Source organism: Prevotella nigrescens, assembly GCF_031191185.1.
GTDB lineage: Bacteria > Bacteroidota > Bacteroidia > Bacteroidales > Bacteroidaceae > Prevotella > Prevotella nigrescens.
Map to the genome: position 1 here is coordinate 183,682 of NZ_CP133464.1, position 14,766 is coordinate 198,447.

Annotated in this window: 8 protein-coding genes; 4 read left to right on the forward strand and 4 right to left on the reverse strand. The window is 51.1% G+C overall.

Going from position 1 to position 14,766, the window contains the following annotated elements; all coding sequences use genetic code 11:
• Positions 1-11 precede the first annotated feature (11 nt).
• The 3 genes from RDV52_RS00665 (at position 12) to RDV52_RS00675 (ending at position 3,704) form a co-directional block, all read left to right on the forward strand.
• The gene (locus tag RDV52_RS00665; protein ID WP_004367484.1) at positions 12-1,478 is read left to right on the forward strand and encodes an ATP-binding cassette domain-containing protein; all 1,467 of its coding nucleotides are present in this window, start codon (positions 12-14) and stop codon (positions 1,476-1,478) included.
• 75 nt (positions 1,479-1,553) lie between these two features.
• Positions 1,554-2,612, forward strand: a complete 1,059-nt coding sequence (locus RDV52_RS00670) for an ABC transporter permease (RefSeq protein ID WP_004367485.1) — start codon at positions 1,554-1,556, stop codon at positions 2,610-2,612.
• A gap of 6 nt (positions 2,613-2,618) precedes the next feature.
• Entirely contained in the window at positions 2,619-3,704 is a 1,086-nt protein-coding gene (locus tag RDV52_RS00675) for an ABC transporter permease (RefSeq protein WP_004367486.1), read from the forward strand.
• A gap of 445 nt (positions 3,705-4,149) precedes the next feature.
• Here RDV52_RS00675 and RDV52_RS00680 read toward each other — a convergent pair whose 3' ends face one another.
• From RDV52_RS00680 to proS, 3 genes are all read right to left on the reverse strand, one after another.
• On the reverse strand, positions 4,150-7,011 hold the full coding sequence (locus RDV52_RS00680; RefSeq protein WP_004367488.1) for a PD-(D/E)XK nuclease family protein: 2,862 nt from the start codon (positions 7,009-7,011) through the stop codon (positions 4,150-4,152).
• Positions 7,012-7,015: 4 nt separating this feature from the next.
• Entirely contained in the window at positions 7,016-10,372 is a 3,357-nt protein-coding gene (locus RDV52_RS00685) for a UvrD-helicase domain-containing protein (protein WP_040557293.1), read from the reverse strand.
• Positions 10,373-10,804: 432 nt separating this feature from the next.
• The gene (proS, locus tag RDV52_RS00690) at positions 10,805-12,286 is read right to left on the reverse strand and encodes a proline--tRNA ligase (protein WP_004367490.1); all 1,482 of its coding nucleotides are present in this window, start codon (positions 12,284-12,286) and stop codon (positions 10,805-10,807) included.
• A gap of 313 nt (positions 12,287-12,599) precedes the next feature.
• Between proS and RDV52_RS00695 the strand changes: the two genes are divergently transcribed.
• On the forward strand, positions 12,600-13,280 hold the full coding sequence (locus tag RDV52_RS00695) for an OmpA family protein (protein WP_004361877.1): 681 nt from the start codon (positions 12,600-12,602) through the stop codon (positions 13,278-13,280).
• Between the two features lie 250 nt (positions 13,281-13,530).
• Here RDV52_RS00695 and RDV52_RS00700 read toward each other — a convergent pair whose 3' ends face one another.
• Positions 13,531-14,568, reverse strand: coding sequence for a YeiH family protein (locus RDV52_RS00700; protein WP_040557294.1), 1,038 nt, complete (start codon positions 14,566-14,568; stop codon positions 13,531-13,533).
• Positions 14,569-14,766: the final 198 nt, after the last annotated feature.

Consider the following 14,766-nt stretch of genomic DNA (forward strand, 5'->3'; position numbering starts at 1 on the left):
TGCGGCTGACTATGAATGCCATCGAAGTAAACAATATATCGAAGCATTACGGCAAGGTGCAGGCGTTGCAGAACGTGAGCTTTTCCGTTGGCGAAGGCGAGGTTTTCGGACTGATTGGTCCCGACGGAGCAGGCAAGACGTCCATGTATCGCATACTCTGTTCGCTGCTTCTGCCCGATGCAGGCACGGCTTCGGTTGCGGGATACGACGTTGTAAGCCAGCTGAAAGAGATACGCAAGCGGGTTGGATACATGCCCGGCAAGTTCTCGCTCTACCAGGATTTGACGGTGGAAGAGAACCTAAAGTTCTTCGCAACGCTGTTCAATACAACGGTAGAAGAGAACTACGATTCCATCAAGGCCATCTATTCGCAGATTGAACGCTTCAGAAAAAGAAAGGCAGGGGCACTCTCGGGCGGCATGAAACAGAAGCTTGCGCTCTGCTGTGCACTCGTTCACAAGCCGCAAATACTATTCCTCGACGAACCGACAACGGGCGTAGACCCAGTCAGCCGCACCGAATTCTGGGACATTCTGGCACATTTAAAGGAACATCAGATAACCGTTGTTGCATCGACTCCGTACTTGGACGAGGTGAGAAGATGCGAGCGCGTGGCGTTCCTTTCCGAAGGTATTGTAAAGGGAACAGGCACGCCCGACGAGATATTAACCGAGTTCAGAGCCGTCTTTAACCCTCCGCCCGTAGAACATAAACATAGCAGCGAGGTGGAAGAAACCACCGGAAACGTCATCGAGGTAGAGCATCTTGTCAAGGCTTTCGGCAATTTCCGTGCGGTGGACGACATATCTTTCACGGTCAGGAAAGGCGAAATATTCGGCTTCCTCGGGGCTAACGGAGCCGGAAAGACCACTGCCATGCACATGCTGACGGGCTTAAACCAACCCACAAGCGGCACCGGCAGGGTGTTAGGCTACGACATTCGCACCCAATACGAGCAGATAAAGCAACACATTGGCTACATGAGCCAGCGGTTTTCGCTATACGAAGACCTCACCGTTGCCCAGAACATACGCTTGTTTGCAGGCATCTACGGCATGCAAGACGACGAAATCCACCGTAAGACCGACGAACTTCTGCAGCGTCTCAACTTCGCCGAGCACCGCAACAGCTTGGTGTCCGGTCTGCCGTTGGGGTGGAAACAGAAGCTGGCTTTCTCCGTCAGCATCTTCCACAACCCGGGCATTGTGTTCCTCGACGAGCCTACGGGAGGGGTCGATCCTGCCACTCGCCGCCAGTTCTGGGAACTGATTTACGATGCCTCGGAGCAGGGAATAACCGTCTTTGTAACCACCCACTACATGGACGAAGCCGAATATTGCGACCGCATAACGATTATGGTGGACGGCAAAATCAAGGCTTTGGGGACACCCGACGAACTGAAACAGAAGCTCAATCAGCCCGACATGTACCACGTGTTCACCTATCTGGCACGCCAGGCAACACGCAGCTCCGACTAAAAAGCAAAGAAGAAGAAACAAGAAAGATATGCAGGCAGTTCGTTACACACACGCCATTACAATGTTCAATATACAATGAAGCAGTTTATTTCGTTCGTTATCAAGGAAACAAAGCACATTGTCCGCGACAAGCGCACCATGCTTATCCTGTTTGGCATGCCGATAGTCATGATGCTGCTGTTTGGCTTTGCCATTACCACCGACGTGAAAAACGTGCGCACCATAGTGGTTATGGGCAATGCAAACCATGCCACACAGCAGGCGGCAGACTGCCTGGCAGCATCGGAAAACTTTACGCTTACACAGGTAGTGGCTACCCCTGACGAGGCAAAACGGCTCATTCGCAACCAGAAAGCAGACATGGCTGTGGTGTTTCCGAAAGACTATGGCGGCACAACACAGTCGGTCCAGTTTATTGTAGACGGCTCCGACCCGAACATGGCACAGCTCTGGACGAACTATGCGGGGGCGGTCTTGACCAATCCGAAAGAAGGTCTGGTAAACTCGAAGCTGCTTTACAATCCGCAGATGAAGTCGGCATACAACTTCGTTCCTGCCATCATGGGAACGCTGCTGATGCTGGTCTGCGCCATGATGACGTCGATTTCCATTGTCCGCGAAAAAGAAAGGGGCACCATGGAGGTGTTGCTTGTCTCGCCCATACGTCCGCTTCTCATCATCGTTGCCAAGGTTGTTCCCTACTTGGTGCTTGCCTTTGTCATCTTGATTGCCATACTGCTCATGGCTATTTTCGTGCTGGGCGTACCGCTGCAGGGGTCGTTGGGCTGGATATTTCTTATCTCCACGATATACATTCTCTTGGCACTCTCGTTGGGTTTGCTGGTTTCCAACGTTGCAAAAACGCAGCTCGTGGCACTTCTTTTGTCGGCTATGGTGCTGCTGATGCCCATTGTCATGCTTTCCGGAATGATATTTCCCATCGAGTCGATGCCACGTATTTTGCAGTATGTATCTGCCATAATACCTACCCGATACTACATCAGTGCAATGCGAAAACTAATGATTATGGGTGTTGGAATAGAGCAAGTGTATCGCGAACTGGCCGTTCTTGTGGGCATGTTCGTCATACTTTTGTCGCTTTCGCTTGCCAAGTTCAATAAACGATTAGAATAGAAACACATGACGCTGAAATATCTTTTACGGAAGGAATTTACCCAAATTCGTCGCAATTCGTTTATTCCCCGCCTCATCATCGTCTTTCCAATAATGGTTATGTGTGTGCTTCCGTGGGTGATGAACATGGAGGTGAAGAACATCGTTGTAGATGTTGTGGACAACGACCGCACTACTACGTCGCAGCGATTGGTACACGAAATCGAGGCGAGCAGGTACTTTGTCTTCCACGGACAGCAGCCTGACTACGCGTCAGCACTCGGCAACATAGAGCATTCAGAGGCTGATATGGCAGTGGTCATACCCCGAAACTACAGCCACGACCTTGCCTTGGGACACATGCCTCAAGTGCTGATAGCTGCCAATGCAGTGAATGGAACAAAGGGAGCAATGGGTTCTGCCTATCTGTCGCAGATTGTTCTGTCGAGCGTGATGCCCACTGCTCCAGCCATGAAGTCGAAAATCGACACGCTGTTTCTATACAACGAGCACCTTAACTACAAGCTTTTCATGATTCCTGCCCTCTTTACTATCGTGCTGATGCTGATAACCGGCTTCCTGCCGACGCTGAACATAGTGAGCGAAAAGGAGACGGGCACGATAGAACAGATTAACGTTACCCCCGTAAACAAGTGGATTTTTATTCTTGCCAAGCTTGTTCCCTACTGGCTCATCGCCTTCTTCATCATCACCGTCTGCCTCGCATTGGCTTGGGCTGTATACGGTATAACCCCGGTGGGGAGTGTCGCGCTCATCTATCTGCTGGCTATGTTGCTTGCCGTTTTCTTCTCTTCGTTCGGGCTAATCATATCCAATTACTCCGAAACAATGCAACAAGCGGTTTTGGTTATGTGGTTTTTCGTGGTCATACTTTTGCTGCTTTCGGGCTTGTTTACGCCCACCCGGTCCATGCCGCAGGCAGCTTATCTCACCACGTATGTCAATCCCGTGTGCTACTTTATAGAAGCCATGCGCACCGTGTTCATACGTGGCGGCAACCTCGGCAGCATTGCCCACCAGGTGCTGGCACTCTCCGTAATCGGACTCTTTATGGGCTGCTGGGCTGTACTGAGCTACAAGAAGAACCATTAAAGACAGCCGTCGGCAGGCTGTTCGGAATGTAAATATATTCCAGAAATGTGGCAATTGCATAACCGTCTGACGTACAGCGCATTAAAGTTCCTACATTTTCATACGGCAAAACAGCCCCTTTTACACGGCAAAAACATGCCTTTTGCAGTGCAAAACAGCCTGTTTTGCATTGGAAGACAACAGGTATTGACAATGTGTGGATATTAGATTGTCATACGGTTATCATTATTTAGGAAATCATCTGCAATCTTGGCGAATGCTTGCAGCATGGCTCTTGCGTGTAGTCTGGCAACAAAAACCTCTGCCACATCGCTGCAGACACCTGCCGTAAGGGCGATAAACATGAAATCGTTCGGGTGGTTTATGGATATGAGGGGGCAAACAAATCGACCTCTCCATGCTGCCTGCCTAAAGTGGCAATGAGGGTTGCACGGGCTGCTCACCCCTACCCTCGCCCGCAGAGCTGGTTGTATGGGCAGTACTCGCATATTCTCTGGTTGCCCGTGGGTACGAAAGTTTCGCTGCCAAAGAGTTCTTCCAACTTTGCCTTCAAGAAGTTTTCAAAGTCGGCTTCGTAGGCTACGGCATTCGTAACAGGCTCTCCACCCAATGTAACAATGGGCGAATAGTGGTCGCTTCCGGCGTGTTGTATGAAGAGCAATGCCGGACTTACGGGCTTGTGGTTGGGATTGTTGTCGGCATCGTTGGTCTGTTCGATGATGCTGTACAGCACCGCCTGGAAGATGTAGTCGCTCTTATCGGTCAGTATTTTTCCCGAGTCGAATATGGCATCTACGTCCTTCAGCTGTCCTGCCACCTTGTTTCCGGTTTTGTAATCGACCACACGGAGCTGCTCTTCGGGCGTGTTCAGCCTTATTTCGTCCAACCTGTCGACACGTCCGCCCACCGTTATGGTCTTCTGCTTTCCCCCGACATCTATTGTAAAACGCTTGTAGATGTCGAACTCGTGGCGTATTACGCGCATCGGAGAAGTACGCAAGTCGAGCTGGAGAAGGTGTCGGAGGAACTTCTCTATGACCTCTTTCTTGATGATATGCAGACCGTTCAGCTTCGGGTGGCGGGTGCTTCCGGGCTTCTGCAGGAACAGTTCGCGGGCGAAAGCCTCGCTCACCACGCTGTCTAAGGTGGCGTTTGCGTTGCCCGACGTGGGCGACTGTACCGAGCGTCCGGTCTTTAAAAGCTGTTCTATATCGCTGCCTTTAATTACCTCGCGCGGCAGAAGTCGCTCGTACATCAGCTGTGCCGCACAGTGGAAAATGTTTCCAAAGACACGTCCGTCAATGTCTTCCGTCTCGTTGTCGTCGCTTTCCGAGAGTTCGGCAACATACTTGTAGTAGAACATTACGGGGCATCGCTGATAGGTGTTGATGGCAGTTGGCGAGAAGTAGGATATGCCGTTGAGCTTCTGTAGCACCGTTTCGTCCTTCCTGATGATTGTCTTTTGCAACATTAACGGTTCCTGTCCGGCTTGCAACGCCCACTGTCTTATGTCGAGTTTGCTCTCTACCAACAGCTGCAACATGAAGCGGCTCATCTCTCCGGCACGCGTTCCTTCGGTGGAATTGTTGTACAATAGTGTTACGTTCCTGGCACGTTGGAGCAGCCGATGGAAGTAATAGCTGAACACAGACACCTTGTTGTCGATGGTGGTAAGACCGTAAGCCTTGCGCACAAAGTGGGGAATGAACGACACGTCGTTTACTCCTTTGGGCATGTTTCCCTCGTTGCAGGAGAGCACCAGCACGTTATCGAAGTCGAGATTGCGTGTTTCCAACACACCCATTATCTGCACTCCGCGCGCCGGTTCGCCGTGGAAGGGAATGGTGGTAGAGGCAATGAGCTGACCGAAAAGGCGGCGGAAGATGACGAAATCGGCTGTCAGTTCGCCCCCTTTCATCAGTTCCAACAACTTGTTAAGCAGCGTGTACATGCGGAAAGTAGATTCCTGAAAGAGCTGGTCGTGGCTCTCTGCCCCATTCATTGCGATGGTTCTGACCGTCTCCGACAGCCATTCCACCAGTGCATCTACCGGTTTGTCCACGTGTTTCAGGCGTGTGCGTTCCACCTTAATATAGTATTGCTTCTCTACTTGCAGCTCGGCGAGCAGATTGCCGGCATCTATTCCGAGATATTTTCCGTAGGGGTGGCGCAGCACGTGCGACAGTTGTTGCAGACGGTAAGCACCTTCTTGTGCCGAATAGCCCTCGGTCTGGAGTGCTATGAGCTGCCAGACCATGGAGGTGATGGGTGTCTGCGACAGCGGATAACCCGTTGTTACGTTGAGCGTATCTACCTCGGGCGGAATGCAATGTATAACGGTTTGCAGCAGCATTTCGTTGCACATGACCACCGCCGTGCGCTTTCCTGCCTTGTAGCGCTGGTTCTCCAACAGCCATTCGGACACGTAGCGGGCTTGCAAGTTCTCGGTCGGGGCAGACACGTAGCGTACTTCCTTGTCGGTTTCAAAGCCTGTATAAAGAGGGTTGTCGGCACTAAATTCGTTTGGAAACTTGTCCAAGCACCTGTTAATATAGGTGCCTGCCTCGTTGGTCTGCACCATATAGTAGTGGTCGTAGTCCCAGTAAAAGCGTGCCTTTCCCTCGCTTTTCAGAGCCGAGAACAGTTCTTGTTCCACCTTCTGCAGCACGTTGAAGCCCACAAAGATGTAGGTATCGTAGCGGTCGGGCAGCTGTTTTTGTTCCACGACGTCTCTGTACAGCATACCCTCGTAAGCCAAATGCTCTGCCCGAAGGCGTGCCTTGAATTCGGAATAGATATTGTACAGCTTGCTCCAAAGGTTCAGGAAGCGTTCCTTGAGTATGCTCGAATCGCCCGTGAAGTTGGCAAAAAACCTGCCGAGTTCTGCCTTTTGGTTCTCCGTAAGATAGTCTATCGTGTCCAATTCGTGCAGGTCTCGTATGTTGCGGAACACCTTTTCGGCGTCTGCCATGTTCTTGTCGATGTCGTCGAAGTCAGCCAACAGCAGCTGCCCCCAGCCGTAAAACTCGTCGAGTGTCTCGTTTCTGCCTGTCTGTTCCACATATACCCGGTGCAGAACGCACAGGCTTTTAATCGGATCGGCTATGGTCTGGTCGGACTGTTGGCGGAATAATTCGGAGATGGTAACGTACGCCGGGCTCCAGATGGGACCGTCAGCACGCTTTGCCAGTTCCTGATTGAGGAACAGAGCAGCCCGCTTATTGGGAAAGACAATGGCTGTATGGGCTAAGTCGTTGCCGTGTTTTGCTATCAAATCGTTTGCTACTTCTTGCAGGAAAGTCTTCATCTTGTTACGCTTTAGGGTCGATTTCAACTTCGGTTACTATGTTTTTTACCACATACCACAGGTATCCCGACACATTCTTATGTCCCATGTGGGTCAGTATTTCCATGTATCTTTGCACTTGCCTTTTGTATTCTTCCCGTTCGTTTCCGAACTTAAAGTCTACCACGACAACCTCTTTTCCGTCGGTCATTACCCTGTCCGGGCGATGTTCTTCCACCTCGTCGGTTTCTTTATTGTACTCTAATATGGTGCATTCGTTGTACAGCTGCCACCTTTTGGAGAACCATTCCTGCACCTGTGGGTGGGTTATGGCATCTTCAATGCGGGTGCGCAGCTGTGCCGAAGTTATCTCGTCGTTGTATATGATGCCTTGTTGTTCCAGTTCGTTCAGCCTTGCCGGAATGTCGTCGGTGGTATAAATGGTAGAGAAGAGCTGGTGCAACACGTTGCCTATCTTTATGTATCGCGTTCTGTCGGAGGGGTCCACGTCTTCTCCCTTCACAAATTCCATGCTCTTGTTGCTCTGCTTAAAGCTTGCCGCCTGGGGATATGTGGCTATGCTTACAATGTGTTTGCCGGGCTTAACCAAGAACGGATTGTCTGCCGCGGTGCGCTCTTCCTCGTGCGTTGCGGGGGCGATGGCGCCGTACCGAAAGTGTATTTCGCTGCCGATGTCGTCGGGAAAGTCGAGCACGCTGCCCCGTAACTGTTCGCTAACCTGCTTCAATGCCGTTTCGATGGCATACGAACGATTGGCTGGCGGAATGCCTTTTGCAATCTTGTCGAGTGCCGACTTGCCTTGACGGGCGCCCGAAACGAACAGGTTTTTCGATGCTCTTGTAAACGCAACGTACAGCAAGTTAAGGTTGTCTACGATGTTCTGGAAGTGTTCTTCCTTGTAATCGTCTTCAAAAACCGTGCCCAGCATTTCGCTCCGCCTAAAGTTTATGGGCAGCAAAGGCAGCTTGTTGTAGGGTTCGGGCTTGCCTTCCGTTTCGCACCATAACGTGTCGGGCTTCTCCAAATCCCAGTTGCAGAAGGGTATGATGACGTTGTCGAACTCCAACCCCTTGCTTTTATGAATGGTCATGATGCGTATTCCCTCTATCTCGTCGCTCTGTATGGTCTTGGACGAAAGGGTATTTTCCCACTCGGCAATGAAGTCGTCGATGTCCGCGGTGTGGTCGTTCAGAAAGTCGTTCAGGGTGTCGTAGAGTGTGCAAACGTACGAACTCTGCCCTTCCAAGCGGTCTAAGCCGAACAGCATGAATAGTTTATCGACCAAATCAACGATGGGCAGACCCAGCAAAAGTTCTCTGTTCTCGACATATTCCTTGGGCAATTCGCTGTCCAACTTTGCCCTTTGCCGTCGGGCAGCCATCTGTCTGCGTTGCTTCTTGTCCAAGTCTTGCCCATCGGCATCGCCGCTTTGGGTGGGCGAAACCAGCAGGTCGGTGTCGGTCAATGGCTTTTTCAGCACTTCCTGATTGTAGAGTTTCACCAACTTTCCCCTCGTCAATACGTCGTCGGGGTGGGTAAGCAGGTGCATGGCACTTACTATAATGTTTACTGCCAACGACGCATCTAAGCGGAAAGCCTCGTCGGAAACGATGTTCATTTCGCTTCCGAAGGTTGCCAAGAGCGTGTCCACAATGTCCTGAATGTTGGTTTTCGAGCGCACCAGAATGGCAATCTTGCTTTGGTTCTTGCCGCCATAGCCGTTGGCAAACAGTGTCTTTATGGTTTCTACAAGTTCTTCCAGCACGGCGTCCTTTATGCTTCTGCCGGGGAAGAGACTTATTCTTACATAGCCGTTGTCGGCTGTCTTGTGTGTTTTCTGCGCCACATCTTCGTATGCTTTCTGCACTATCGGGACTTTGTCTGCATCGCTTTGTTCCAGCTCTTTCACGGTGTTGGCAATACATTCTTTCCAGAATGCGTTGTTGAAGTCGATAATCCGCTTTTCCGACCGATAGTTATAGTCGAGCGTTTCCAGCCTTATCCGTTGGTGGGCGAAGCTGTCTTCTATGCTGTTCAGTATGCCCCAGTCGCCTTGCCGCCATCTGTACACACTCTGTTTTATGTCGCCCACTATCAGGTTTTGCGACAATTCCTGTGCCATGCAGTTGGCTAACAGCACCTTGAAGTTCTGCCATTGTATGGTGCTGGTGTCCTGAAACTCGTCTATCATGATGTGTTTCAGGCGTGCACCAATCTTCTCGAAGATGAAAGGCGTGTCGCTGTCGGCAATCAGTTCCTTCAGCAATGCCTGCGTGTTGCTAAGCATGAAGCGGTTCGAATCTTTGGTAAAGCTGTCTACGGCATCGGCTATGGCGTGCAGAAGCCGCAGCTCGGAGAGGTGCGAAAGGGTGAGACGGACAGACTGAAACTCGTTCCAGTTGTCGCGATTGTAGGCAATCAGTTCGCTGAGCTGGGCAGAAAGTCCCTCGGCAGCCAGTGTCTGTATTATCTGCTTGTCGGCTTTTGCACATTTGGAGCTGACCCAGTTCTGTGGCGATTCGTTGGCTTTCAGCACGCCTGCCTTGGGCTGTTCGTAGGTAAGGGGCTGGGTTGCGCTCTCTGTTAGATACTTATACAGTCCGCTGCGGAAGTTGCCCGGCACGTCTTCGTTGGCTTCCCGGATAGCCTTCAGAATACTTTTCGCCTTGTCGTTGAACGTTTTCCGAATGGCGTTCCGGCGGTGGCGCAGCGTCGTTTCGTATTTCCTGAAGTCGTCGGCATCGCTCAATTTCTCTTTCAAATCGGCTTCGTGGGCTTTGTAGAAGTCCTTGAATATGTTTGCTCCGAAGCTCTTTATCTTGCCAATGATGTTCCAGCCGTTGTCGTCTTCTATGCTGTTGTCGATGTACGAGCTTATCCATTGCAGCACCGGCTGCCCCTTTTCCAGGCTTTCTATCATCTGGTCCACTGCCTTTTCGGTTATTTCCTCGTTGTTCAGGTCTACCCTCAGGTTGGCAGTCTGCCCCAATTCGTGTGCCAAATTGCGCAGAACTTGTTGGAAGAAGGCGTCTATGGTGAGTATCCTGAAGTTGTTGTAGCGGTGAATGAGCAGCGTAAGGACTACCCGTGCATTGTTCCTTATCACGGCATCGGGCATGTTCGTCTTCTCTTTCACCTTGTTGAAATACTGCTCCGACGACTGCAGCGAATGGGCAATGCCGTAGAGTTGCGACAGAATGCGCATCTTCATTTCCTGCGTAGCCTTGTTCGTGAAGGTTACGGCAAGTATGTGCTGATAGTTCTCGGGGTCTTTCACCAGCAGCGATATGTATTCCACGGCAAGGGTGAATGTCTTTCCAGACCCTGCCGAAGCCCTGTAAACGGTTAGATGTTCTTCCATTCTGCCTAAGCTGTTTAAGTTCAAGCTGTAAAGGTAAGCATAAAAAACGGAATATGCAAACACTGTCCTTGCTTGCATATAAAATGGTTCTGCCGTCTTGCTGGCATCGACAAAATGGTTTGCTGCATGCTGTCCGCCATTGGCGCATGCCTCTTCGGCATTGTAAAGAAAATTCTGCCAAAAAGCGATTGCCGCGGCACGGCTTTGCAAAAGTGCCCCTATCGCACGGTAAAACAGTAGGTTTTGGCGTACAAGACAACCGTTTTCGCCATGCAAGACGAAGACCTTTGCAAGGCACTGACAGCAAGGCAGTTGCGCCGTTACTGTTTTCTTTACAAACAACAAGGTTACCATGTACAGACTTCCGTCTGCCAAAAATGCAGAAGCCACGCACTGAACGGTGCGTGGCTTCGGTGTCCGGAGGTATCGAAATCAGTACGAGCGGGCTATGATGACACGTTTTTTGGCAGGTCTGCCGCTTACCATGTCCACGCCTTCGGTCTGTTCGAACATGAAAGGAACGCAGCGAATGGTGGCTTGGGTGTCCTCCTTAATCTTCTCTTCGGTCTCCGTTGTACCGTCCCAGTGGCAGAGGAAGAAGCCGCCGTCCTTTATTCGTTCCTTAAATTCGTCGTAGTTGTCGCACTCGTAGATGTGTCCGTTGCGGAAGCTGAGTGCCTTCTGATAGATGTTTTCCTGAATGTCGTCGAGCAGTTTCGCAATTCTTTCTACGATGCCGTCGAACGAAACGTTTTCCTTTTCCAGCGTATCGCGGCGCATTATCTCTATGGTGTTGTTCTCCAAGTCGCGTCCGCCCATTGCCAAACGCACGGGCACGCCCTTGAGTTCGTAGTCGGCAAACTTGAAACCGGGGCGTTTGTTGTCGCTGTCGTCGTACTTCACGCTGATGCCGAGCTGTCGGAGCTGGTCGATGACGGGCTGCAGCTTCGCCGAAATGGCTGCCAACTGCTCGTCGCCCTTGAAGATTGGCACGACGACAACCTGTATCGGAGCTATCTTCGGAGGCAACACGAGCCCGTTGTCGTCGGAATGTGCCATGATGAGCGCACCTATGAGACGGGTGCTTACGCCCCACGATGTAGCCCAGACATACTCGGGCTTGTTCTCCTTATTGAGGAAAGTAACGTCGAACGACTTGGCAAAGTTCTGCCCGAGGAAGTGCGACGTGCCGCTCTGGAGTGCCTTTCCGTCCTGCATCATGGCTTCGATGGTGTAGGTGTCGAGTGCTCCTGCAAAGCGTTCGGTCTCGCTCTTCACGCCCTGCACCACGGGGACGGCGAGCCATTGTTCGGCAAAGTCGGCATAAACTTTCAGCATTCGCCTTGCTTCTTCCTCTGCTTCCTCGCGCGTTGCGTGTGCCGTGTGCCCCTCTTGCCACAGGAATTCCGATGTGCGGAGGAAGGGGCGGGTGCGCATTTCCCACCGCATGACGTTGCACCACTGGTTGCACATGAGCGGCAGGTCGCGGTACGAGTGTATCCAGTTGCGGTAGGTGTTCCATATAATGGTCTCGCTCGTGGGACGGATAACGAGCTCTTCGTCGAGCCTTGCGGTGGGGTCTACTTCCACTCCGCCCTCTTTCTCGTTGGCACGGAGGCGGTAGTGTGTAACCACGGCACATTCCTTGGCAAACCCTTCCACGTGTTCAGCCTCGCGGGAAAGGAAGCTCTTCGGGATAAGAAGGGGGAAATAGGCATTCTGTGCGCCCGTTTCCTTAAACATTTTGTCCAACTGTGCCTGCATCTTCTCCCATATAGCGTATCCGTAAGGCTTTATTACCATACAGCCGCGGACGGGAGACTGCTCTGCCAAATCGGCTTTCACAACAAGGTCGTTGTACCATTGTGAATAGTTTTCTGCCCGTTTGGTAAGGTGTTTCAATTCTTTTGCCATGTTCTATATAATTTTTTTACTGTTTCGTACAAGTAGGCAAATTCCCTAATCAAATAGGCAAATCCCCTTGTTTGATTAGTGCAATTGGCGTAATTTTGTGCAAAATTACAAAAAAATGTTGGCAAACAGCACGTCAGAACAAAAATAGTTGTATCTTTGCTTCGTGGTCGGCGCAGCTCCAAGGCACTGATTTTGCAGGATAACAATTACAAGTTGTTTCGTCCGGAGAGAATGTACGACACGCTCGGACAGCATGTGCGAACAGCCGGAACAGAACATATTACAAGACAAAACGTTTTAAATTATACACATTATGAAGAATTTAAAGACAATGGCAGCTGCACTTTGCGTGGCTACGCTCGTGTCAGGCTGTGCAACAAACCAGGGAACTTACAGTGCAGGAGGTGCCGGGGCAGGTGCCGTGCTCGGCGGAATCGTGGGCAATATCATCGGCAAGAACACCAAGGGAACAGCCATCGGAGCTGCCATCGGAGCTGCCGTGGGTGCCGGAACGGGTGCCATCATCGGCAGACACATGGACAAAGTGAAGGAGCAGACCCAGGCTCAGGTAGACAATGCCAAGGTTGAAACCGTGAAAGATGCCAACGGCTTGAGCTGCGTAAAGGTTACTTTCGACTCTGGAATCTTGTTCGCCACCAACAGTTCGGACCTCAACGCATCGGCTAAACACGACCTGACGAAGTTTGCCGGCGTGCTTAGACAGAACAGCGACTGCGACGTTGCCATTCAGGGATATACCGATGCATCGGGCAACGACAACATAAACATTCCGCTGTCGGAGCGTCGTGCCAAGTCCGTATCAAACTACCTGCGCGGTCAGGGTGTGTCTTCTGCACAAATTCGCACCGTAGAAGGTCTTGGCAGTTCGAACCCAATAGAGAACAAGCGCGTCAGCCAGGCAAACCGAAGAGTAGAAGTTTACATGTACGCTTCGAAGGAAATGATTAACAAAGCCAATAATGGCAATTTGTAACAGAACGCTTTTTTCTTGATTAAACTTATCTATGAACAAGGCGTGTTCCACTTTCGGAACACGCCTTTCTTATATTTTCCCGAAGAGAGATTGCGGTGAAGTGTTCTTCGTGTCATCGTTTCCGAAGAACAATATAGCACCCTTAGAATTCCAAAACCTCTGAACATCAGAGCAAATATAGCTCTTAAGGTTCTCAGAACTCCTAAAAACTCATAGAAAAAACAATATTTCCAGACTGCACTTTCTACCCTTACATCAGCATCGGGACAACGAAACGTGCCAAGCAATAGCCGCCGCCGATGAGCCAGCAGTAGATGATGGCAGCCAGCAGGAAGGGCTTGAAGCCTGCCTTCTTGAACTTGTCGATGCTCGTTTCCGCACCGAGTGCCGTCATGGCCATGGTTAAAAGGAAGGTGTCCAGGGTTACAATGCCTTTCACAACCTCTTCGGGCAGCAGGTTGAGACTGTTGAAACAGATTACGAGCAGGAACATGATGGCAAACCAAGGCACCTGTATCTTGTTCTTCTTTCCCTCTGCGCCCTCACGCTTCGCAACGTCCTTTGCCACGAAGAAGGCGATGACGAGCAGCACGGGCACCAGCATCATCACGCGAATCATCTTCACGATGATGGCACTGTCGCTTATTGCGCTGCCCATTGCGTTGCCTGCTCCCACCACATGTGCCACTTCGTGAATGGTAGAACCCGCAAAAATGCCCATCTGTTGTGCAGGCAAATCGAACACGCCCGAGCGGTAAAGAACCGGATAAAGGAACATGGAGAGCGTACCAAAGATGACCACCGTGGCAACGGCAACGGCTGTCTTGTAGGGTTTCGGGCGTATTGCGCCGTCCACGCCCATTACTGCTGCTGCCCCGCAGATGGCACTTCCGCAAGCCGTGAGCAGGGCTATGCTGCGGTCCATCTTCAGCAACCGTCCTATAAAGATGCCGAGCAAGATGGTTACCGTAACCACTATGGCATCGATGATGATGGCAGGAAGCCCTACGGCAGTGATGTCCTGGAAAGTGAGTTTAAAGCCGTAGAGAATGATGCCGAAGCGCAGAATGCGTTTGGAACAGAATACGATGCCGGGCGTCCACGTCTCCGGCAAATTGTTGCGAAGGCTGTTGGCATAGAGCATACCGAGGATAATGCCGACTATCATCGGCGAAAACGACAAAGCTTTGGCAAAGCGCATGTCGCCGATATAGAATGCCGCACACGCAAAGAGAGCCATCAGGAGGACTCCGTGGAGCATGCTGCTCCGTTGTTCTGTAAGTTTCATATTGGTTGTTTTTATATTGTCAGTCGCCCTTGGCAAGTCCGTTTCGGGGTCTGCAAAGCGGCATGGCATGGTTGTTCGGGTGCAAAGGTACGGAAAAAACAACTATCCGGTTGTACATCATCGCAATAATTTGACAAAATCAGCAGATAAAACAAGTGGCTGACTGCCCGGGAACGGCTGTCCTATCCCCATTATTAG